This is a genomic window from Arthrobacter sp. GMC3 (genome assembly GCF_002929305.1).
In the GTDB taxonomy this organism is placed as follows: Bacteria; Actinomycetota; Actinomycetes; order Actinomycetales; family Micrococcaceae; genus Specibacter.
This window is the reverse complement of record NZ_PJIO01000002.1, coordinates 534,538-553,922: the sequence shown is the minus strand read 5'-3', so window position 1 is coordinate 553,922 and position 19,385 is coordinate 534,538. Positions and strand designations below refer to the sequence as shown.

General features: G+C 61.0%; 27 protein-coding genes and 1 tRNA gene. 22 read left to right on the top strand and 6 right to left on the bottom strand.

All coding sequences use genetic code 11. The annotated features are described in order from the left end of the window. Window positions 1-24 precede the first annotated feature (24 nt). On the bottom strand, window positions 25-1,260 hold the full coding sequence (locus tag CXQ94_RS06090) for a cell wall metabolism sensor histidine kinase WalK (RefSeq protein WP_104087364.1): 1,236 nt from the start codon (window positions 1,258-1,260) through the stop codon (window positions 25-27). Window positions 1,261-1,436: 176 nt separating this feature from the next. Here CXQ94_RS06090 and phoU point away from each other — a divergent pair, with 176 nt between their 5' ends. Next, window positions 1,437-2,099 (top strand): phosphate signaling complex protein PhoU, encoded by a 663-nt coding sequence (gene phoU, locus CXQ94_RS06085; protein ID WP_104087289.1) that lies wholly within the window; start codon window positions 1,437-1,439, stop codon window positions 2,097-2,099. 162 nt (window positions 2,100-2,261) lie between these two features. On the opposite strand, the gene CXQ94_RS06080 is transcribed toward phoU, so the two are convergent. Beyond that, window positions 2,262-3,008 (bottom strand): phosphoglyceromutase, encoded by a 747-nt coding sequence (locus tag CXQ94_RS06080; RefSeq protein WP_104087288.1) that lies wholly within the window; start codon window positions 3,006-3,008, stop codon window positions 2,262-2,264. A 239-nt stretch (window positions 3,009-3,247) separates the two neighbouring features. On the opposite strand from CXQ94_RS06080, the gene CXQ94_RS06075 reads away from it, so the two are divergent. Continuing rightward, the gene (locus CXQ94_RS06075) at window positions 3,248-4,084 is read left to right on the top strand and encodes a class I SAM-dependent methyltransferase (RefSeq protein ID WP_104087287.1); all 837 of its coding nucleotides are present in this window, start codon (window positions 3,248-3,250) and stop codon (window positions 4,082-4,084) included. Window positions 4,085-4,103: 19 nt separating this feature from the next. On the opposite strand, the gene CXQ94_RS06070 is transcribed toward CXQ94_RS06075, so the two are convergent. Next, window positions 4,104-4,481 (bottom strand): DUF2516 family protein, encoded by a 378-nt coding sequence (locus tag CXQ94_RS06070; protein ID WP_104087286.1) that lies wholly within the window; start codon window positions 4,479-4,481, stop codon window positions 4,104-4,106. Window positions 4,482-4,524: 43 nt separating this feature from the next. Next, a complete protein-coding gene (locus CXQ94_RS06065; RefSeq protein ID WP_104087285.1) occupies window positions 4,525-5,706 on the bottom strand; it encodes a PLP-dependent aspartate aminotransferase family protein in 1,182 nt (393 codons plus the stop codon). Between the two features lie 102 nt (window positions 5,707-5,808). Between CXQ94_RS06065 and tmk the strand changes: the two genes are divergently transcribed. From tmk to CXQ94_RS06045, 4 genes are all read left to right on the top strand, one after another. Beyond that, window positions 5,809-6,471, top strand: a complete 663-nt coding sequence (tmk, locus tag CXQ94_RS06060; protein ID WP_104087284.1) for a dTMP kinase — start codon at window positions 5,809-5,811, stop codon at window positions 6,469-6,471. Continuing rightward, window positions 6,468-7,643, top strand: coding sequence for a DNA polymerase III subunit delta' (locus tag CXQ94_RS06055; protein WP_104087283.1), 1,176 nt, complete (start codon window positions 6,468-6,470; stop codon window positions 7,641-7,643). The genes tmk and CXQ94_RS06055 overlap by 4 nt, the downstream gene beginning before the upstream one ends. Window positions 7,644-7,661: 18 nt before the next feature. Continuing rightward, on the top strand, window positions 7,662-9,212 hold the full coding sequence (locus tag CXQ94_RS06050; protein WP_104087282.1) for an alpha/beta hydrolase: 1,551 nt from the start codon (window positions 7,662-7,664) through the stop codon (window positions 9,210-9,212). 101 nt (window positions 9,213-9,313) lie between these two features. Then, window positions 9,314-9,386, top strand: a tRNA-Thr gene (locus CXQ94_RS06045). On the opposite strand, the gene CXQ94_RS23295 is transcribed toward CXQ94_RS06045, so the two are convergent. After that, complete coding sequence (locus CXQ94_RS23295) at window positions 9,342-9,590, bottom strand: helix-turn-helix domain-containing protein (protein ID WP_368665578.1); 249 nt, start codon at window positions 9,588-9,590, stop codon at window positions 9,342-9,344. The genes CXQ94_RS06045 and CXQ94_RS23295 overlap by 45 nt on opposite strands. A 163-nt stretch (window positions 9,591-9,753) precedes the next feature. Here CXQ94_RS23295 and CXQ94_RS06035 point away from each other — a divergent pair, with 163 nt between their 5' ends. Then, on the top strand, window positions 9,754-9,951 hold the full coding sequence (locus CXQ94_RS06035) for a MerR family DNA-binding transcriptional regulator (protein WP_181034093.1): 198 nt from the start codon (window positions 9,754-9,756) through the stop codon (window positions 9,949-9,951). Window positions 9,952-9,987: 36 nt separating this feature from the next. Here CXQ94_RS06035 and CXQ94_RS22495 read toward each other — a convergent pair whose 3' ends face one another. Then, window positions 9,988-10,455: a hypothetical protein gene (locus CXQ94_RS22495; RefSeq protein WP_181034092.1), complete on the bottom strand. Its 468-nt coding sequence runs from the start codon at window positions 10,453-10,455 to the stop codon at window positions 9,988-9,990. Window positions 10,456-10,479: 24 nt separating this feature from the next. Here CXQ94_RS22495 and CXQ94_RS22490 point away from each other — a divergent pair, with 24 nt between their 5' ends. From CXQ94_RS22490 to CXQ94_RS05950, 15 genes are all read left to right on the top strand, one after another. Then, a complete protein-coding gene (locus tag CXQ94_RS22490) occupies window positions 10,480-11,184 on the top strand; it encodes a helix-turn-helix domain-containing protein (RefSeq protein ID WP_181034091.1) in 705 nt (234 codons plus the stop codon). A 313-nt stretch (window positions 11,185-11,497) separates the two neighbouring features. Beyond that, window positions 11,498-11,770 (top strand): hypothetical protein, encoded by a 273-nt coding sequence (locus tag CXQ94_RS06010; RefSeq protein ID WP_104087277.1) that lies wholly within the window; start codon window positions 11,498-11,500, stop codon window positions 11,768-11,770. Beyond that, window positions 11,767-12,252 carry a hypothetical protein gene (locus tag CXQ94_RS22150; RefSeq protein WP_146070241.1) on the top strand — a complete coding sequence of 162 codons (486 nt, stop codon included), beginning with the start codon at window positions 11,767-11,769 and terminating at the stop codon, window positions 12,250-12,252. The genes CXQ94_RS06010 and CXQ94_RS22150 overlap by 4 nt, the downstream gene beginning before the upstream one ends. Before the next feature lie 85 nt (window positions 12,253-12,337). Then, window positions 12,338-12,535 carry a helix-turn-helix domain-containing protein gene (locus CXQ94_RS06000; protein ID WP_104087275.1) on the top strand — a complete coding sequence of 66 codons (198 nt, stop codon included), beginning with the start codon at window positions 12,338-12,340 and terminating at the stop codon, window positions 12,533-12,535. Continuing rightward, window positions 12,528-12,677 carry a hypothetical protein gene (locus tag CXQ94_RS22485; RefSeq protein ID WP_181034089.1) on the top strand — a complete coding sequence of 50 codons (150 nt, stop codon included), beginning with the start codon at window positions 12,528-12,530 and terminating at the stop codon, window positions 12,675-12,677. The genes CXQ94_RS06000 and CXQ94_RS22485 overlap by 8 nt, the downstream gene beginning before the upstream one ends. Then, on the top strand, window positions 12,670-12,948 hold the full coding sequence (locus CXQ94_RS05995; RefSeq protein WP_104087274.1) for an HNH endonuclease: 279 nt from the start codon (window positions 12,670-12,672) through the stop codon (window positions 12,946-12,948). Before CXQ94_RS22485 ends, CXQ94_RS05995 begins: the two co-directional genes overlap by 8 nt. Window positions 12,949-12,953: 5 nt before the next feature. Next, window positions 12,954-13,166, top strand: coding sequence for a hypothetical protein (locus CXQ94_RS05990; RefSeq protein WP_146070240.1), 213 nt, complete (start codon window positions 12,954-12,956; stop codon window positions 13,164-13,166). Between the two features lie 2 nt (window positions 13,167-13,168). Further along, window positions 13,169-13,477 (top strand): hypothetical protein, encoded by a 309-nt coding sequence (locus CXQ94_RS05985; protein ID WP_104087272.1) that lies wholly within the window; start codon window positions 13,169-13,171, stop codon window positions 13,475-13,477. Between the two features lie 86 nt (window positions 13,478-13,563). Then, window positions 13,564-13,941 carry a hypothetical protein gene (locus tag CXQ94_RS05980; RefSeq protein ID WP_104087271.1) on the top strand — a complete coding sequence of 126 codons (378 nt, stop codon included), beginning with the start codon at window positions 13,564-13,566 and terminating at the stop codon, window positions 13,939-13,941. Next, window positions 13,938-15,449 (top strand): terminase large subunit, encoded by a 1,512-nt coding sequence (locus CXQ94_RS05975; RefSeq protein WP_146070239.1) that lies wholly within the window; start codon window positions 13,938-13,940, stop codon window positions 15,447-15,449. The genes CXQ94_RS05980 and CXQ94_RS05975 overlap by 4 nt, the downstream gene beginning before the upstream one ends. Window positions 15,450-15,535: 86 nt before the next feature. Beyond that, complete coding sequence (locus CXQ94_RS05970; RefSeq protein WP_104087269.1) at window positions 15,536-16,726, top strand: phage portal protein; 1,191 nt, start codon at window positions 15,536-15,538, stop codon at window positions 16,724-16,726. Then, complete coding sequence (locus CXQ94_RS05965; protein ID WP_104087268.1) at window positions 16,726-18,309, top strand: HK97 family phage prohead protease; 1,584 nt, start codon at window positions 16,726-16,728, stop codon at window positions 18,307-18,309. The genes CXQ94_RS05970 and CXQ94_RS05965 overlap by 1 nt, the downstream gene beginning before the upstream one ends. Before the next feature lie 6 nt (window positions 18,310-18,315). Beyond that, the gene (locus CXQ94_RS05960; RefSeq protein WP_104087267.1) at window positions 18,316-18,633 is read left to right on the top strand and encodes a hypothetical protein; all 318 of its coding nucleotides are present in this window, start codon (window positions 18,316-18,318) and stop codon (window positions 18,631-18,633) included. Beyond that, window positions 18,630-19,013, top strand: a complete 384-nt coding sequence (locus CXQ94_RS05955) for a hypothetical protein (RefSeq protein WP_104087266.1) — start codon at window positions 18,630-18,632, stop codon at window positions 19,011-19,013. The genes CXQ94_RS05960 and CXQ94_RS05955 overlap by 4 nt, the downstream gene beginning before the upstream one ends. Next, window positions 19,010-19,384: a hypothetical protein gene (locus CXQ94_RS05950; RefSeq protein WP_104087265.1), complete on the top strand. Its 375-nt coding sequence runs from the start codon at window positions 19,010-19,012 to the stop codon at window positions 19,382-19,384. Before CXQ94_RS05955 ends, CXQ94_RS05950 begins: the two co-directional genes overlap by 4 nt. Window position 19,385: the final 1 nt, after the last annotated feature.

The following is a 19,385-nucleotide window of genomic DNA, read 5'->3' as shown; positions in this document are numbered from 1 at the left end:
TGCTCCTTTAGGTGTTGCGTGGGGTCAGCTTGGGTGACGGACGGTGCGAAGGCTCCGGTCGTCGTCGTCCGTGTGAAAAGTTAGTTGCGGCAGCCGCACTGTGAAAGTTGAACCGGTCTTGGGTGCCGACCACAGCGAGACCTCCCCGCCATGGTTGCCCACGATGTGCTTGACGATGCTCAGGCCCAGGCCGGTGCCGCCGGTGTGCCGTGAACGGGCGGCATCCACCCGGTAGAAACGCTCAAACACCCGGTCCTGGTCCTCCGGGCTCATCCCGTCACCCTGATCGGAGATACTGACGGAGACGACGCCGTCGGACACCGCCAGCCCGATCCCGACCTGCGTGTTTTCCGGGGAATAGCGGACGGCGTTGTCGATCAAGTTCCGCAGCGCCGTCACCAGCTGCGCCTGATCGCCGTAGACCGTGGCGGGCACGTGGTCGCCCACCACCAGCGTGATGTTCTTGCTTTGGGCCGGCAGCCGGGTTCTGTCGACGGCCTCGGCGATGACGGCGTTCATATCCACCTCGGTGGCGGCTTGGGCCACGTCCTTACTCTGGAGGCGGGAAAGCTCGATGATGTCCTGGACCAGGGCTGCCAGGCGGGCGGATTCGGTGATCATGCGTTTGGCGAAACGGCGCACCGTAACCTCGTCCTCGGGTGCCGATTCCAGCGCCTCCGCCAGCAAGGAAATGGCGCCCACGGGAGTTTTTAGCTCATGCGAAACGTTGGCCACAAAATCGTTCCTTACGGCCTCGGTCCGCGCAATCTCAGTCCTGTCATCGGCCAGCAGCAGGATATATTCCTCGCCCAACGGAGCCACCCTGACCTGGAGTACCAAGGCGCCCTGCGATGGAGTTCCGCCAGCCACCGTGCCAAGTGCGGGGGCACCCGCCTGCGGGTCAGTACTGGGACTCTTCCCCGGCAGCACCACACGCGGCAGCAACAGTTCGCGTTCTTCGATGACGCCGTCGCGGCGCACCCTATGGGCCAGTTCCAGCAGTTCCTGGTGCACCACGGTATGACCTCGCACCAAGCCAAAGGCATACGCGCCAGGACTAGCCCGGACCACGCCGTCGAGGATGTCAATGACAATGAAGGCCTTGCCGACAACCGACAGCACCTCGGCGGAGCCATCCGGAAGGGCAGGCTCGCGAATGTCCACGGTCAGACGCCGGGCGCGCTCACTGGCACTGAAGGCGAGCATGCCAAAAACGCCCAAGGCCAAACCAATCAGCCCTGCGGCAACTCCAATGAGCAAAGGGTTCACCCCACAAGACTATGCGCAGATGTGCGGTGTTTACCTCAAAGCAGGCTCATGCTGCCTACCGTTCAACTAACGTTCACTTAGTGGTGCCGTCGCGTTCATGTGCAACTGGCAGGCTAGTAGATGATCGAGCCCGCCATGACTGGGGCAATCCATGAAAGGAAACACGCGTGCGCAAAGTTTTTCAGGCCGAACTTCACCAAATCGGGGAGGGTCTAATTGAGATCTCCTCCCTCGTGAACGAGGCCATCGAAAAGTCCACCCAAGCTTTTGCCACGGCAAATCTGCAAACGGCCCAAGAAGTTATCGCCGCCGACGCCCGCATCGACTTTCTACAAAACGATCTGGACGAGCGCGCCATTGACGTTTTGGCGTTGCAGGGTCCGGTGGCAAGCGATCTGCGCATGATCGTAGGGTCCTTGCGGATGAGCGCTTCCTTGGAACGCATGGGAGATTTGGCCCGCCACATTTCCCAGCTCACCCGGCTGCGCTTCCCGAACCATGTGATCCCCGCATCCCTGACGGCAACGTTTGCCGAGTTGGCACAGCTGGACATTCTCATCTCTGAAAAGGTCACCGAGCTGCTGGACTCCCGCGATCTGGAACTGGTTTCGGACATCACGGCCGCGAAGGCGCAAATCAGCAAGCTCCACCGCACCGTTTTCCAGACGATGGCTGCCCCGGAATGGCAAGAAACGGCAGCAACCACCGTGGATGTCACCCTGGCCAGCCGCTACTTCGAGCGTTTCGGCGACCACGGGGTTTCCGTGGCCCGCAAGGTGTCCTACCTTGTCACCGGCGAATGGCAGCCCGAGGACTTCCTGGCCGTCTAATCCGCCAGTAGCGCATTTGGTCAGCGCGCCCGTTCCCCCTTGTCGCTACCGGTCTACGTGTAGCGAAACCGGGGAACGGGCGCGCTTTTGATTTACCGGACCTCAAACACGTCCGGCCGGCCACCCGAAGGTGACCGGCCGGCGTCGTACTTTAAGTGCGTGTTACTTTTTGCCCTGGTTGGCGACTGCCTGGATGGAGGCGGCTGCGGCCTCGGGGTCCAGGTAGGTGCCGCCGGCGGTGATGGGGGCGAAGTTCTCGTCGAGTTCGTAGACCAGCGGGATTCCAGTGGGGATGTTCAGGGATGCGATGGCCTCGTCCGAGATGCCGTCAAGGTGCTTGACCAGGGCGCGCAGCGAGTTGCCGTGGGCGGTGACCAGGACAGTCTTGCCGGCCTTGAGGTCTTCCTTGATGTCCGATTCCCAGTACGGGAGCAGGCGCACGAGCACGTCCTTCAGGCACTCCGTGCGCGGCAGGGCGTCGCCCAAATCTGCGTAGCGGGGATCGTGTGCCTGGGAGAATTCGCTGTCGTCATCCAGGGGCGGCGGCGGGGTGTCGTAGCTGCGGCGCCATTCCATGAACTGCTCTTCGCCGTATTCGGCCAGGGTCTGTGCCTTGTCCTTGCCCTGCAACGCACCGTAGTGGCGTTCGTTCAGGCGCCAGTCGCGCTTGACGTCGATCCAGCCGCGGTCTGCCTTATCAAGGGCAATGTTGGCCGTGTTGATGGCACGCTTCAGGCGCGAGGTGTAGAGCACGTCCGGGAGGATATTGTTCTCAACCAGCAGCTCACCGCCGCGCGCAGCCTCGGTGCGACCCTGGTCGTTGAGGTCAACGTCCACCCAGCCGGTGAACAGGTTCTTGGCGTTCCACTCACTGTGACCGTGACGGAGCAAAATCAGCTTATAAGTCATGGTTTCATACTAGCGGCCGGGGCCAGCTGGGCGCGAAAATGCTACGCCGAAGTGGCGTTTGCACGCCATTGGGGTGGCGGAAGCCTGTTCGCGTACGGCGTCACTTTCGCTATGCGCACCGCTGGCTGACGAGTTCAGCGCATACGGTGAAGGAACGCCCGGCGTGACGGCGACCACGAACGTGGTGCGGTTAGCCCACCGGCACTTACGCTTAAGCCGTGGTTCAACGTGCGCAGAGGGTGAAAGCTGCCTCCGCCGACCCCGCAAGCCGAAGTGTTCGCCAGCGAAACAAACCGTTTGGCAATGTCACCCGCGGCACCACCAACCCCAACCGGTTGCGCAGGGTGGACCGCTGGCTGGCGGGCCCTGAGGCCTGGCGGCTGCGCATGGACCAGGCCGCCGGCGGGAACCCGCTGGTGGTGGACCTTGGCTATGGCGGCTCCCCCACGACGGCCGTGGAACTCTATTCGCGGATCCACGCCGTCTGTCCCGACGCCCATGTCACGGGCATTGAGATCGAGCCCGAGCGGGTCCGCATCGCCAAGCCATTGGAGCACGCTGGCCTGAATTTTGCCGTGGGCGGCTTCGAACTCCCGGTTCCCGGCAATCCCACCATGGTCCGGGCGTTCAACGTACTGCGCCAGTACGACGAGGCGGATGTCGCGTTGATCTGGGCCACCGTGTGCGCCAGGCTCTCGCCGAACGGGATCTTTGTCGACGGCACCTGCGATGAGATTGGCCGGCGCAGTACGTGGGTGGCGCTGGAGAGGAACGGGCCAATCTCGTTGACCATCTCGATGCGGTTTGGTGCGTTTGAGCTGCCCAGCGACGTTGCCGAACGCCTGCCCAAGGCGTTGATCCATCACAATGTGCCGGGGCAGAAAATTCACAACTTTTTACAGGCGCTTGACCAGTATTGGCTTGAGGGCGCTGCCATGGCGTCCTTCGGGAACCGCCAGCGCTGGTTGCTCATGTGCCAAAAAATGTACGACGCCGGCTGGCCCGTGGTCAGGGCACCATCACGTTGGCGTTTGGGTGAGCTCAGCGTGGCGTGGTCAGCGGTGGATCCGAACTAAGCAAGCCCGGTGTTGGCAGCTACCAGGATGAGCCGCGGTTTTGGTTGCCTTTTCCTCGTCCGCGGACCTCTGCTAGTGCCGGTCGGACATCGGCAAGGTACACGCTGGCCGCCGTGACGGCCGCCAGGTTCAGCAACAAGTTAAAGCCGATGCCCGGAGGGATGAGCATGCCGTAGGCCAGCGAGCTCGTCACCGGACCGATGAGGAAAATGAAACCAAAGAACGCCGACGCACCTGTGAGTGCGCCCCAGAACAATTTGGTCCTCTTATAGACGCGCTGAAAATCCGAGGTGGGCGTGCGCAGGCAGTCGCTGAGGGCCATCACTTGGATGCCTAGAGCAACCACCCCGAGGCCCACAAGAATCAGGAACGATGCTGCGTTTATAAGAGTGCTCACACCTCAAGCGTAGCGCGTGGCCAGGACATTCAACACGTGCGTATTACTGTGACGCGGGCACCGCTTTTTTCAGCGCCTGCGCCAGGTCATTCCACAGGTCTGCAAGGTTTTCGATGCCCACACTCAGACGCAACAAGTTCAGTGGAACAGTGTCCGGCTCGTTCGCGTGGCGACGCCGTCGTTCGATGAGCGACTCCACACCGCCCAGCGAGGTGGCCGGTGTCCACAAACGCAGCGCCTGCACGACGGCGTCGGCCGCATCTTCGCCCCCAGCCACCTCGATGCAGATGATGGAACCGAAGCCGAGCATCTGTGCTTTTGCCCGCTCATGGCCCGGATCGGAATCCAGGCCTGGGAACAGGACCCGGTCAACGCCGTCGTGCAGTTCAAGCCGGCGGGCCAGCTCCAGCGCGGAAGCTTGCGAGCGTTCCACCCGCAAGGCAAGGGTCCGCAACCCACGCAGGGCCAGCCAGGCCTCGAACGGGCCGGCGATGGCCCCATGGATGGAGCGGTAGTGCTGGAGGTCCTTGCGCAACTGCGGGTTTGAGGTGACCAACGCCCCCAGGATGACATCAGAGTGCCCGGCCAAATACTTGGTGACCGAGTGCAGAACGACGTCGGAACCTAGGTCCAACGGCCTCTGCACCAATGGCGTGCAGAAGGTGTTGTCGGTGACCACCACAGCGCCCACGGCCTGGGCCGAGCGGCACAGAACATGAAGGTCCGCGATCTCCAGCATGGGGTTGGTGGGGCTCTCCAACCACAGCATGTCCGCGGCTTTCTCGCCCGAGCCGGTAAGCGCGGCGAGAACCTCGTCGTTGTTGGCGATGTCCACTGTGCGCAGCACGAACAAGCCCTTGGCGGCCTGTTCCTGCGCCATGACCAGCGCGCCCTGGTAGGAATGCCGGGGCATGACAAGCACACCGCCGACGGGAATCAGGGAAAGCGCGGCGGACACCGCGGCCATGCCGGAGCTGAAGATCAGACCCGGCAAAGTGGCCCCTTCAAGCTCCGACAAAGCTTCTTCCAACGGGTCCCAGGTCGGGTTCGAGTACCGTCCATAGGCCCTGTCCCCGTCAACGACCTGGCCCACACCCACATAGGTGGAGGACAAGACGATGGGCGGATTGACCGCTGCGTCGTGGTCTCGGGCCGGGCGCCCAGCGGCCACCACAATGGTTTCCGGGCTCAGCTGGTCGGGGTGGGAAGAAGGTTCGTACGTCATGGCTACTAAGACTAGTGCTCGGGCCCACACCGGGGTTACTTCATGACTCCGGGCTGTGGACAACTCGGGGAAGCTGTCAGCTCCGGCCGGTAGGCTAGGGACGTGACTTTTCCCTCTGCCGCCAAGCCTGGCCTGTTCATCGCCTTCGAAGGCGGGGACGGGGCCGGAAAATCCACCCAGGCCGCCCTGTTAACCCAGTCCCTCACCGACGCTGGTCATAGTGTGGTCCGCACCCGGGAACCGGGCGGCACACCCGTGGGCGAGAAACTACGATCCCTGGTGTTGGATCACGGTCAGGGCGAGATTGACGCCCGCTGCGAGGCCCTGATCTTTGCCGCCGCCCGTGCTGCCCATACGGTCCAGGTCATTGCCCCGGCGGTGGCCCGGGGTGAAATTGTCATCAGCGACCGCTACATTGACTCCTCCATCGCCTACCAGGGCGCAGGGCGCGGGCTGGGCACCTCGGAAGTCCAGCAAATCAACGAATGGGCCACCGAAAACCTGTGGCCGGATTTGACGGTTCTCCTTGACGTCACTCCCTTGGACGGGCGCAACCGGCGCACTGCCGGCGCCGCCGCCGAGGACAGGCTCGAATCGGAGCCCGATGATTTCCATGCCGACATCCGCCATGCATTTTTGGACCTGGCTGCCGCCCACCCGGAACGTTATCTGGTGCTGCACGCCGGCCTGCCCATCGCGGAACTGGCGTCCGCCATCAATACTGCCGTTCAAACGCTGCTCGCCAACACCCGGGGCACCCCATGAGCGTCTGGGTGGACCTGCAGGGGCAAGGCCCCGTTGTGGAACAGCTGCGCCGTGCCGCACAGTCCGGAACGCCCACGCATGCCTGGCTGATCACCGGCCCGCCCGGTTCCGGCCGCTCCAACGCGGCCCTGGCCTTTGCCGCCGCGCTGGTCTGTGAACGCGAGCAATTGGCGGAGCGCGGCTGCGGCATCTGCAAGGCCTGCCACACCACGCTGGCCGGGACCAACGCCGATGTGACGGTCATTGCGACGGAAAAAACGACCATCGCCATCGACGAGGCACGCGAACTTGTCCGCAAGGCCCACGACAGCCCGTCGTCCTCCCGGTGGAGGGTGATCATCGTTGGCGATGCCGACCGCATGGCCGAGCGCACCACCAACGTTTTACTCAAGGCCATCGAGGAACCGCCGCCGCGCACCATCTGGATCCTGTGCGCCCCCAGCCCGGCCGACGTTTTGGTCACCATCAGATCGCGCTGCCGGACCTTGACCCTGCGGCTGCCCCCCGTAGCTGACGTGGCCGCCTTGCTGGTGCGGCGCGACGGCATCGACCCCGCCTTGGCGCTGCATGCCGCCCGTGCCGCTCAAAGCCATATCGGTATTGCCCGCCGCCTGGCCTCCGACGCCGGAGCCAGGGAACGCCGCGAGGCCATCGTCAGGCTTCCGCTAACTTTGCGCGACGTCACCACGGCGGTCCTGGCTGCCGGTTCACTTCTGGAACTGGCTCAGGCGGAGGCGGTGTCCTCCAACGAGGAACGCGACATTTCGGAGAAGGCCAATCTGCTGCGGTCTCTTGGTGCACCGGAAACCGGCGTCCTGCCTCCTCCCATGCGCGCGCAGGTGCGGGCGCTGGAGGAAGACCAGAAGCGGCGCTCCAAACGCTCCGTGACCGATCAGCTGGACCGGGCCCTGACCGATCTTCTCTCTTTCTACAGGGACGTGCTGGTACTCCAGCTGGCCGCACACGGCACGCCCGCCGTCGAACGTTCCGAGGACACCGTAGAGCTTGTCAATGACTCCCTGCGCGATGCCCTGGGAGAGTTTGCCAGCCGCTCCCGATCCGAGATCACCCTGGGGCGCATGGACGCCATCAACGATGTGCGCCGCCGCCTGACCACCACCAATGTTTCCCCGCTACTGGCCCTTGAAGCCATGGCCGTCAGCCTGCTCTAACCTGTGAAGGAATCCCTTATGCCTGCCGGAATTGTTCGACGGCGTCACCGCCTGCTCCTGGCCACCGCCGCGGCAACTGTGGGCGCGCTGTTGCTGAGCGCCTGCACGACGACGGCGCCGGCCCCCGATACCACCGTCAAGTCAAGCGCGGAGGCCTCAACCATCGGCCAGGTCCCGCCTGACCTCAACGATTACTACGCGCAGGCAGTCACCTGGACCTCCTGCAACGGCGGCTTTCAGTGCGCCGAAGTGGAGGTGCCCATGGACTACGAGAAGCCCAAAGGCACCTCCATCAAACTGTCGGTGATCCGACTGCCTGCCTCCGGCAAGCGTCTGGGCGCCATGCTCATCAACCCCGGCGGGCCAGGTGCCTCAGGGGTGGACATGGCCAAGAACGGGGCAAAGTCGTACTTCTCGGACAAGCTCCGCAGCGCCTACGACATTGTGGGCTTCGACCCGCGCGGCGTTCAGCGCTCGGAACCGGTCAAATGCCTGGACGACGCGCAAATGGACGCGTCCCGGCAGGAGTCCTTTGACATGGACACCGACGCCGGATTGCAGAAGGCAGAGGCGGCCACCAAGACCGAAACCGACCTCTGCGTCAAGAACACCGGCCCGGTACTGGCCCATGTGGACACAGTCAGCTCTGCCCGGGACATGGATATTCTGCGGGCCGTGGTGGGCGACGCCAAGCTGAACTACATGGGGTTCTCCTACGGCACCAAACTAGGGGCCACCTATGCCGGGCTGTTCCCCGGGCGGGTGGGAAAGTTCTCCCTGGATGGGGCGTTGGATCCCACTCTGACCATTGACCAGATTTCCATGGGCCAGGCCGTGGGATTTGAAAATGCCTTGCGGGCCTGGGCTGCGGCCTGCCTGGGCACTAAGGACTGCCCGGTTTCCGGCACTGTTGACACGGCGCTCGCCCAAATCCGCGACCTGAACGACGTGTATACGAAAACACCCCAGCAAACCCCGTCCCGGCGGGTTGTCACAGGGGAAGAGTTCACCAATGCCTTGGCTTACACCATGTACTCCACCGATCTGTGGGCCCCTCTGGCCGGCGCACTGAAGCTGGCGTTCGAAGGTGACGCCTCCGGGATGTTGGCGTTGGCAGACTTCTCCGCCGATCGTGATTCCGACGGAAAATACCAGTCCAACACCGCCGCGGCGTTCACCGCCATCAACTGTCTTGACTACGCCATGAATTCCAATACGGCTCATATGCGCGAGGACGCCGCAGCCTTGGAAAAGGCCTCCCCCACGTTTGGGAAGCTGCTGGCCTACTCAGGGTTGAGCTGTAAGTTTTGGCCGTTCCCGGCCACCGGCAAGCCCACCGAGATTTCCGCAGCCGGAGCCGGGCCCATCCTGGTCATCGGCACCACCGGAGACCCGGCGACCCCGTACCAGTGGGCGCAGTCACTGGCCAAGCAACTGGACTCTGGCGTACTTGTCACCTGGAAGGGCGAAGGCCACACCGCGTACGGCCGCTCCAACGCGTGCATTACCAAGACGGTTGACGACTACTTTGTCAATGACACGGTGCCGGCCGCCGGTACCACCTGCTGACCCCGATGCCTGCCCCCGATTTTGTGCATCGGGGGCAGGCATATTAGAGTGGTTTCTTGTGTTCGGCGAATAACTCCACAAGGGTTGTTCGAGGATCACAGGCCTCCATAGCTCAGTTGGTAGAGCGTCTCACTCGTAATGAGAAGGTCTCCAGTTCAATTCTGGATGGAGGCCCCCACTTGAAAGCCCCGGCGTATCCGCCGGGGCTTTCTCTTTTTCCCCGAAAAGCACGCCGATAGGCACGTTGAACATCTTGGAAACAGCCAAGAGTTCATCCGAGCTAAAGGCTCGCTCACCTCGCAACTTGCGGCTAATGGCCCCTTGCGTGATCTGTAAACGGCGCGCCATTTCCACCTGAGTAACCTTCGCGTGCCACATCAAAGTGTGTATGCGCGCTCCAATTTTGTAATCGGTGCTCTGCTCAAATGCTGGCATTGCTGGAATAAATGACATATAGACATGCTATGTCAAGTAACGACAACTAACCATGGATAGTTGTCCCCATTTGACCATTGTGCCAAAACGTCATAATCTGCGGTTTATGACAAAACGAGAAGTCCTGACAGGTGAGGAGTTGCTGACTCACGCCGAAGCTGCGGCCCGTATCGGCATTAGCACCAAGACGCTGGACCGATACGCCGTACAAGGAAAAGTGAAGCCGCTGCGCCTACCCAGCGGATACCGCCGCTACACGTGTCGACAAATCGACGCCCTTGTCACCGGCGGGTCAGCGGAGTGAGCCTGTGGACGTGGTGCGTTTCATGGCTGCGAAATCCTAGTAGAAAAACTGTTTCACGCGATTCTTCAGGTATGCGCGATGTATTGACCGCCGCCGAGGTCCAGGCGATAAAGCAAGACTGGGCTCAAGCAAGGTCGGATAACCGTCACCACTCGTGCGGCCTTCACGAATCCGGTACTTCTTCACACGATTCCGTGAACCTCCAATCGACCATTGCAAATACAACGTCCCTTTGGGCTGGTCTATCTTGACCGGCACCACGCGAGTTTGCCCCACCGCCAAGTCACCTACGTGCATCAGCGGTGCAGCACCCGTACTCGTCACCACACTTATGCCAATAGCCATAGCTGTCAGTGGGCCATGGTTCTCCAACGTGACTTCTCCGTCGTTGAACATTGTCCGTATGTCCGCACTGCCTTTCATGGCTTCACGCCGCCCAGTAATAACCAGAGCTATAAAACTCACCATGACGGCGCACCACGGCGCAATATCTCTAAACTCCATGGAGACGACTCTAGGCGGTTTCGAATGAGCGTTGAGTCACTGGCCGTCGTCCTGCACCACTCCCAGGCGTCCGGCACAGACAAGCTCGTGCTGGTTGGCATCGCTAACCATGACGGTGACGGCGGCGCATGGCCCAGCGTTCCTACGTTGGCACGCTACGCAAACGTCTCTGATCGTTCCGTTCAGCGGTCCATTGAGAAGCTTCGAGCTACAGGCGAGATCATCGTTTACACGTCAGCCGGTGGCACTCGCGTAACGCCTGACCACAAGCGACCTAACCGCTACGAGATTCTTGTGGAGTGCCCCGAGGGCTGTGACCGCAGCCGAAACCACCGCATCAAGCCTGTGGATAACGCACTTTTTGCCCCGGTGACGCTCGTGACACCCGGTGACGTGGGCGTCACCCCACCCGGTGACGCTCGTGTCACCCCACCCGGTGACGTAGGCGTCACCCCACCCGGTGACGTAGGCGTCACCCGAACCATCCTTAGGAACCATCCGGGGAATCCGTCCTTAGAACTCGGCTCACCAGCGGAAGACCAAACGTGCTGGTCATGTGGACAAGTCCACTTCGGTTCTGGGAAATACTGCCGCCCCTGCACCAGCCGAGGAATGGACAACGACATGATCAACTGCCAAGGCTGTGGCCGCGTTGCACGCCGCCAAGTAGCTGGCCAGCAGTCCTACACCTGCACCACCTGCAAAGGAGAGACGCCATGGGACAAGTGATCCAATTCCCCACCCCGGAACTGCCACTAGGCCTCAAAGCCAAAAAGCAGCCAACGACGGCAGTACCGCCGCGCCCGGCTCCCGCTGTCGACGCACCAAATCCATACATTCGTCCGGCTCGCTCCACCGCTTGCTTTGCCTGTGGCCAACCACGCCACAACCACGCAAGCCGATACTGCCAGACCTGCACCGCCGCAGGCTTGAACTCACCAATCATCAATTGCGCCCACGACGGATGCACCACAGTGACCAAGCGCCGATACATCGGCCAAAAGTTCTTTTGGTGCCCCGCCCATCACCCAGGAAGAGCAAAATGACCACTGCCCCGCGACACCGCCGTAACGATGGCGCGTCACCTGAAACCATCGCCGCTCTACGCGTCGCTTGTGAACGCATGACTAGGACCACGCTCGCGGAACGCGTCTACGAGACCGCAGCAGCATTCAAAGCAGCCGAAGATGACCCGATGTCAGCAGCTTTCGCACGAGCCGAACGGTGGGCGGATTACATGAGCGCCCTGCGCGATCACGCCGCCCATTTTGTCCAGACATACAAGCGCGAACAAGCCAAAGAGGAAGCCAAATGACCATCACATTCACGCATCACCAAGTCTGGACGATTCTTGAGCACAGTTCGCCGGACGGCATGGCGTGCCACGGGCATTTGCACCCGTGGGACGCCAGCGCCGGAACGCTTTCCCTACCTGACTTGGTGGGCTTTGGTGTCAGTGCTGAAGGCATAGGGCGTCTCATCCGTCAAGCGGAACTGGACTACACCGCCGTCAACAGTAGTGAACTGCGCACGGGGGAAACGATCACCATTAGCGTGGAATTTCTTCATGCTCTCGTCCAAGTCGCTCCATGTGTAATGTGCAGCGAGCTCAAAAGTGTTTCCAGCGACGTGCAAAAAGTTAGCCATTCTAAATCTCCTACGTTGGTTGAATCGAACAATCCCAGCGTAGGGCCAACCATCCACATCCATGGTGTCCTAGACACGTCCGCAACGGTAGCCGAAGTCCTCCGTCTGTGGGGCCTCGAAGGTGACGCTAAAAGGTGGGGAACGTGCTGACCGCTGTAGTGACCCTGCTGGCCGTTGGCGTCTGGGGACTCGTTGTCCTGTTCCTAGTCCTGCTCGTGAACGGAGCCCGCCGGTAATGCCAACACTATGGACGCCCGAGGAACTGGCCTTGTTCCTGAATGTCTCCACGCAAGAGCTTTCCGTCATGCGGTGCGACGGGACCGGGCCAGCGTTCAGCAAATTCCGCCGCAATATTCGCTACAACCCCCGCCAAGTCTCCGAATGGCTGGAATCCAACACGCGCACCACGACGAAAGAAGCAAGCAATGGATGACATGAACATGGCCGGAATTGCACTCCACGAACTCATGATGAGCTACGTTCGCGCCGGATTCAGCCGCAAGGAAGCGCTCGATCTCGTTAAAACCAGTCTGGTGGAAGCCACACGCCAAAACGCGGCCCCAACCGATGGCTGATGACTATCTCAGCCTGTCTGGTCCGCAACGTCGTGCCCTTCTGGACACGGCGTTGCAGACCTACGGGTGGGTGTGCTGCATCTGTGGCCTACCCATCCGTGACGGGCAGGAATCGCTACAACACGTCATCCCTCGCTCTAAGGGCGGCATCACCGAGTTAGCGACCAACAAGCCAGCACACAAGCGCTGCAACTACTCCCTAGGCAACCGGGTACTAGACCAAGAAACCGCACTCATTGAGAACGGCGAACACTACTTCACGAAGGAATGAACACCATGGCACCAGCAACGAAGATGAACCGCATGATCAAGACCATGCCAGTGGCTCGCATTCATGCAGCGTGTGAGGCACTGGGCTTTGATCCTGCCACTATCACCGGTATCAACATGGGCAGCGCTTCAGTGTCCGTCACGGAGATAGTCCGTGAGGACGGCCAGAGATTCACCAAGACCACCACATACATGATCAACCGAACCAAGAAGGACTGACCATGAGCCGCCGTGAAGACAAGTACGCACTGAACGAGTCGATGGTAAGTGAAGCAACTCCATGGGACACCGTGGCTGACCTTGCGCTGAAGGAGCGGCGTCACGACTTGCCAACGCCCATCAGTGGCGACATGACCACACGCTGGTCTCGCGCTCGTGAGGATGCACTTGATGAGTGGTCCGCTGCATGTCCACCGGGTGGCTTCGTCTGCTCTGAGTGTGGGATGCCAACGGAGTCTGAGCCGTGTGAAGAGCATCAGAAGAACGCTTGGAAGGCCATGACTGATCAGGCCGGTTTTTCTGATTTGTAGCTGGTGATCCACCCCGCGCCTAGCTGGATATATCCCCCCCGACTTCCCCAAAAAAAAGCAAAAAATCCGACCGAAAGGAGCCACGAATGTTCCCCGAAAATGACACTGAAAACGAACCTGAATTTGAAGAATCCGAACGGATGCTGCCCATTTTCGAGGAGTTCACCACCGACCCAGCGGGAAAAGGATTCCTTGAGAAAGCGACCATGGCGACGGTCAAGGAACGCACCGAAAAAGGGTGGATCACAGTAGGTGATTCCGGGCCGGTGGCCCTGGCACTGATCACGGCCCGCAAGGTTGACCGGATGACCAGCCGTGACGCCGCCAGCGGGCAAGCCAACCTGTTGCGAGCCATGAAAGAAATCTTTGAGATGTTGCCACAGCCGACCGTTGCCGGTGCTGACGAACTGGCCGATGTCCTGGCGTATGTGATGGACGAAGACCCTGCCGAGTTGGAGCCATGACGGGCACAGCCCGCCCAAGGGTTGCCCGCCGCCGCAATTTCAGGCACTCGCCACCACCTAGGCATGCGCCCGACCGTGACCACAGCTATCTGACCGAGGGCAGGGAAGTCGCCAAAGTTGCCCGGCTCATGGGAATAACGCTGATGCCCTGGCAGCGGCTTGTCGCGGACATCGCCACGGAATATCAGATCGTTGGGCCGGGCGAGTCCGAAGACGATCTACACCTTGGCCACCGGCACTACAAATATTCCAAGGTTCTAATTACGGTGCCCCGCCAGTCTGGAAAAACCACGCTCACCGGTCCGCTGCGTCTGCATCGCATGATGACACGGCCAGAGATTACCAGCTACAGCACCGCGCAGACCGGCAAGGACGCCGGTAAGCGCATGAAGGATCTGCACAAGATTCTAAAGAAATCCCCGATCGACCACCTGTTCCAAAAGCATCTTTCCCAAGGCTCCGAGGGACTGACCTGCCGGGCCAATGGCTCAACTCTGACCCGGTTCGCGCCCGGCCCCGCCGCGATCCACGGCGAGACGCCGCATTGGGTGGACTACGACGAAATTTGGAAGTACACCGAGGAACTCGGGGACGCCATGCTAGGCGGCGTTATCCCGTCAATGTCCACGATCAAGAACGATGCCCAAATCTGGATGTTGTCCACGCGCGGCACCCTTGCCAGTGTTTTCATGAACAAATGGGTAGCCCTGGGCCGCGCCGGGAAAGAGCCTGGTCTGGCCTATTTTGAATGGTCCATGCCGGATGGGTTGGACCCGGACGAACCTGCGACATGGTGGACGTTCCACCCTGCCCTAGGCAACACTCAGACCGTGGCGACTCTGACCGCCGACATGTACGGCGAGGGCATGACCCACGCCGAGCGCATGCGCGGGTACATGAACGTGCTGACCATGGCTGAGAATCCCATCATTCCGGTTGAAGACTGGAAAGCGCTCTATTCCATTGCCCCGGACGGTGTGCCGTCCCGTCAAGATGTGGTGATCAGCTACGAAGTGGCGCCCGGCAATGCCCGTTCCGCCGTCATGGCAAGCTGGCGCGACGCCGGCGGTTTTCCCTGCTCGCGTGTGTTGCATTCTGCGCCCGGCTCGATCTGGTTGGTGGAGTACGTTCGCCGCATCAATCGGACGTGGAAACCCCGCGCGGTGGCTGCTGATGATGGTGGACCCACACGTCGAATCACCGACCTGCTGGTCAATCCGCCGAATGAAAACATCCCCAAGATAGAGGTTTTCACAACCGGCATGCGCGACTTTGGCACGGCCTGTGAAGCGTGGCTGACGTCCGCAAGGGACGACAAAGTTTTCAAGCCGGATAACACCACGTCATTCTCCAACGCCGTGGCCCACGTGGTCACAAAAGTGACGACCGGAACGGAAAGAATCGACCGGGATAAGTCCACAGGACCGGTGTGTGAAGTCATCGCGTCCGCTGTCGGAATCTGGGCTTACGGTCACCCGGACGCCGCCGACGTAGACCAGATTTACTAGAACCGAGCGGAACCGAGCAGTATTGAGCGGAACCGAGCAACAGCGGCCTTTGCCGCCGTTGTTCGGCTCCGGGTTTAGTTCTCGTCATGTCCTTCACTCACAGAGTCGCCACGTTCCTGGGCTTACGTTCAGACGAACCCGCTGCGCCGTCATCGAGTGGAATCACTTCCCCGTTTTCCGGACCAACACTGGCCACGGTCACGGCTGAAAAGGCGCTGACGCTCTCTACCGTTTTCCGCGCCGCCCAAGTCTTGGGTACGAGTCTCGCCCAGCTCTCCGTGAAGCTGGAACGCAATGGACAGACCGTGACTCCAACGTCACTGATCACCACCCCGTCGCTGTCTCTGGACCGGGGCGCGTTCATTGAAGAAACCGTGATGTCACTGGCACTGTCCGGCGAAGCATTCTGGCTCCTGAACCGGCCCGCTGGTCCTACCGGCGACGTGGCAGACATCCAGATACTCACCCCGGCAGAGGTCTACATCGAGCCGCACCCAACTCGCGGCACCGTGTCCTACTGGTGGCGTGGCGTGGAGTACCAATCCTGGGCGATCCGGCATCTGAAGTACTTGCGCATTACCAACCGCACCCGTGGCCTTGGCCCCATCCAGGCATGCCGTGTAGAGCTTGGCGGAAACATCGAGTTGCGCGACTACGCCAGCAACTGGTTCACCGAGAACGACGAACCCACTGGCATTCTGACCAGTGATCAGGACATCAATGGCGAGAAGGCCGCGCGCTACCGCGACGCCTTCAATCGTGAAGGCGACTTCGCCCCCGCTGACGGTAAGAAGAAACGCACCATCCGCGTCATGGGCGCAGGACTGAAATACGATCCCATGCTGCTGAAGCCCGCCGATGTCCAGTTCTTGGAATCCCAGCAGTTCAGCACCACACAGATGGCGCGCCTGTTTGGCATCCCTGGCTCGATCATGCTGGCCGCCGTCCAAGGCGGCTCACAAACCTATTCCAACGTGGAACAGGACTGGATCGGGTACGTCCGCTTCACCCTCATGAAGTACATCCGCGAAATCGAAGCAGCTTGGTCAACGCTGGTCCCGCGCGGTCAGACGGTCCGGTTCAACATTGACGCACTGCTCCGTACCGACACCAAGACGCGGTACGAGGCCCACAACTTGGCGCTCACCGGGAAGTGGAAGACCCGCGATGAAGTGCGTGCCGAAGAAAACAAGGCACCACTTACCGAGGAGCAAAAGGCCGACATCGCCGCCAGCGCCCCCACCACCGCCCCCACCCCCAAGGAGACCAACGCCTGATGGAAACCGACCTTCACGCTAACGAAAACGGGCTGATCACTCGCTCGTTCCAGTTCCGGGCCGTGAACACCGAAAAACGGGAAATCACCGGCATAGGTGTCCCTTACGGGGAAATCTACGACAGCGGCTGGGGCTACAGAGAAAAGTTCGACCCCGGAAGCGTGGCCGCTGACGGTTCCTACGTTCTGATCTGGCAGCACCGCGAGCCCATCGGAAAAGTCATTGCCACCCGTGAAACCACCGAAGGTTTCGAAATAACGGTGAAAGTCTCCGATACCGTGCAGGGCCGGGACGCCTGGACCCTTGTTCAAGACGGCGCGATTGACTCATTCTCCATCGGTTTCCGCATGGACGAATACCGGGTGGAAAAGGACGATCAGGACCGCGAGGTCATTGTTCATACACGCGTCCAGGCCAAGGAATTTTCCCTTGTCACGTTCCCCGCATACCAGTCCGCAAAGATCTCCGAATTCCGCAGCGCTCCCCCAATGAAAGGCAACAAACCCATGGAAACCGATGTCCTGACCCGCGCCGAACTTGATCAGGCGCTTTCCCCGCTCTCCCAAGGCTTGGAAGTTGTGGAACGCCAGCTTGCCGTGATCGGCACCAACACCACAACCGGCCCCACCGTTCCAGAATTCCGCAACTTTGGTGAGTTCACCCGCGCCATTGCCAACGGCGACGAGGCCGCCATTGAGTTCCACCGCGCATTTGCTGGTGGCACCCTGGCCGACACAGTGGTCAAGGACTCTTGGGTTGGCAAGTACGTCAAGTTCGTTGCGGCCCGCCGCCGCATGTTCAACCAGTTTGGTACCGGTGTACTGCCTGATGAGGGCAGCAACGTCGAGTTTGCCCGTCTGAAGTCCGACACTACGAAAGTCGGCAAACAGGCCGCTGAAGGCGATGAACTGACCTACGGCGGCAAGATCGCGCTGAAGACCGACACGGCCCCCAAGGAGACAGTGGGCGCATGGACTGACATGTCTTACCAGTCGCTGAAGAACGCGACGATCTCCGTGGCTGAAGACACCATGCTTGCCCTGTTGCAGAAGTACGCCAGCAACTCCGAGAAGGTTGTCAAGGACGCCTATCTGGCACTCATTGCCGCGCAACTGGCCAGCGCTGAGCCCGACGCGTTCTTGAACTTGGCAGCAGCGGCAGACACGGACGACTACCTTGACCTGATCGTGGACGCAGCCGTGATCTACGAGAATCGCGGCCATGTCCTGACGGGTGCGAACGTGTCCGTGGACGTGTTCAAGCGCCTGTTGCGTCTGCGCGACGGAGACCGTCGCCTGATGAACGTCTACGGAACCGGCGTGAACATGGTGGGCGAAATGAACCTGTCCCAGGTGGACGGCTCCCTTGCCGGACTCCGCTTCTCCCTGCTGGACACCAAGAGCAAGGGCAAGTTCGCATTCTACGATCCCACCGCGTTGAAGACGTTGGAGTCCCCCGGCGCACCTGCTCGTCTCCAGGAGGAAGACATCAAGACCCTAACAAAGGTTGTCGCGGTGTGGGGACAGAACGCGGTCACCGATCCGTTCCCGGACGCAATTCTCCCCGTGAAACTGGGCGCGTAGCCAGCCATGGCCGAGCCAATCACTCCCACCACGACATTGAAGGACTACATAGGCGCGGACGCCCGTGACACTACTTTCATCGCGGAGTGCGACGCCGAGGCCCAAGAACTCGTGGATGAACGATGCAAGGGTTCCAGAGTCCCGCCGCTAACCAAGCGCCGTGCCGTGCTGGAAGTGGGGGCGGAACTGTACAAACGCCGCGCCACACAGAACGGCACGCCCGCCATGGACAGTCCGGAAATGACTCCGCAGCGTGCCCGTAACGACCCAATGAAGGCCGCCAAGTTCATTCTCGACCCGTTCCTAGAACCGGGGATCGGATGAGCCGGGTGGATCGGGCGCTTGAAATCCAAGCCCTGATCGAGGCCGCCATAGCCGCCGCCGGGCTGAAAAACGTTCTGGTCACATTGGACTCTCAAGACGTGGAAGCGGCCCTGTTCCACGGTCCGGTGGTGGTGGTCCAGCCGCCCAAGCTCACATTCTCAACCTTCACCATCATGGACGCGGTGTGGGACGTGTACGTGGTCTCCGGGCCAAAGGATAACCGTATCGAGTCGTGGCGGCGAACGGATGACGTAATCGACGCGATGGAACTGGCCTACATGCCCTTGGGCACAGCGGAACCGGCCAACTTCCAAACCCGATCCAACGCTTACCCGGCCTACATTCTCACGCTCAACGAAACCCTTCAGTTGACCCCATGACTGGGATCGAGGTCAAGGGCGCCAGGCAGCTACAGGCCACCATGCGCAGCGCTGGCAAAGGGCTGACCGACTTCACCACACCCAACCGGGACGCGGCAGACATTGCCGCCAGGGCGTCCGCCGCACTGGCCCCTGTCCGCTCCGGAAGGCTCCAACGCACCATCCGGGCATCCGGTTCACGTACTGCCGCAATTATTCGGGCGGGTAACTCCACCGTCCCGTACGCACCACCGATTCACTGGGGCTGGCCGGGCCGGAACATCATCCCGCAACCATTCCTATCCGACGGCGCACAAGACAGTGAAGGCCGCTGGATTCCCGTCTACGAGGACTACGTAGACGAATACCTACACACAATCGAAGGAGCATGAC

Coding starts and splice junctions, on each gene's coding strand:
- CXQ94_RS05970 (WP_104087269.1), top strand. CDS start 15,536: ATGTCCTTCACTCACAGAGTCGCCACGTTCCTGGGCTTACGTTCAGAC.
- CXQ94_RS05990 (WP_146070240.1), top strand. CDS start 12,954: ATGGCACCAGCAACGAAGATGAACCGCATGATCAAGACCATGCCAGTG.
- CXQ94_RS05960 (WP_104087267.1), top strand. CDS start 18,316: ATGGCCGAGCCAATCACTCCCACCACGACATTGAAGGACTACATAGGC.
- CXQ94_RS05985 (WP_104087272.1), top strand. CDS start 13,169: ATGAGCCGCCGTGAAGACAAGTACGCACTGAACGAGTCGATGGTAAGT.
- CXQ94_RS05965 (WP_104087268.1), top strand. CDS start 16,726: ATGGAAACCGACCTTCACGCTAACGAAAACGGGCTGATCACTCGCTCG.
- CXQ94_RS06055 (WP_104087283.1), top strand. CDS start 6,468: ATGAGCGTCTGGGTGGACCTGCAGGGGCAAGGCCCCGTTGTGGAACAG.
- CXQ94_RS22485 (WP_181034089.1), top strand. CDS start 12,528: ATGGATGACATGAACATGGCCGGAATTGCACTCCACGAACTCATGATG.
- CXQ94_RS06035 (WP_181034093.1), top strand. CDS start 9,754: ATGACAAAACGAGAAGTCCTGACAGGTGAGGAGTTGCTGACTCACGCC.
- CXQ94_RS05995 (WP_104087274.1), top strand. CDS start 12,670: ATGGCTGATGACTATCTCAGCCTGTCTGGTCCGCAACGTCGTGCCCTT.
- CXQ94_RS22490 (WP_181034091.1), top strand. CDS start 10,480: ATGAGCGTTGAGTCACTGGCCGTCGTCCTGCACCACTCCCAGGCGTCC.
- CXQ94_RS06010 (WP_104087277.1), top strand. CDS start 11,498: ATGACCACTGCCCCGCGACACCGCCGTAACGATGGCGCGTCACCTGAA.
- CXQ94_RS22150 (WP_146070241.1), top strand. CDS start 11,767: ATGACCATCACATTCACGCATCACCAAGTCTGGACGATTCTTGAGCAC.
- CXQ94_RS05980 (WP_104087271.1), top strand. CDS start 13,564: ATGTTCCCCGAAAATGACACTGAAAACGAACCTGAATTTGAAGAATCC.
- CXQ94_RS05950 (WP_104087265.1), top strand. CDS start 19,010: ATGACTGGGATCGAGGTCAAGGGCGCCAGGCAGCTACAGGCCACCATG.
- CXQ94_RS05975 (WP_146070239.1), top strand. CDS start 13,938: ATGACGGGCACAGCCCGCCCAAGGGTTGCCCGCCGCCGCAATTTCAGG.
- CXQ94_RS05955 (WP_104087266.1), top strand. CDS start 18,630: ATGAGCCGGGTGGATCGGGCGCTTGAAATCCAAGCCCTGATCGAGGCC.
- CXQ94_RS06000 (WP_104087275.1), top strand. CDS start 12,338: ATGCCAACACTATGGACGCCCGAGGAACTGGCCTTGTTCCTGAATGTC.
- CXQ94_RS23295 (WP_368665578.1), bottom strand. CDS start 9,590: ATGTGGCACGCGAAGGTTACTCAGGTGGAAATGGCGCGCCGTTTACAG.
- CXQ94_RS06080 (WP_104087288.1), bottom strand. CDS start 3,008: ATGACTTATAAGCTGATTTTGCTCCGTCACGGTCACAGTGAGTGGAAC.
- CXQ94_RS06065 (WP_104087285.1), bottom strand. CDS start 5,706: ATGACGTACGAACCTTCTTCCCACCCCGACCAGCTGAGCCCGGAAACC.
- CXQ94_RS06050 (WP_104087282.1), top strand. CDS start 7,662: ATGCCTGCCGGAATTGTTCGACGGCGTCACCGCCTGCTCCTGGCCACC.
- CXQ94_RS22495 (WP_181034092.1), bottom strand. CDS start 10,455: ATGGAGTTTAGAGATATTGCGCCGTGGTGCGCCGTCATGGTGAGTTTT.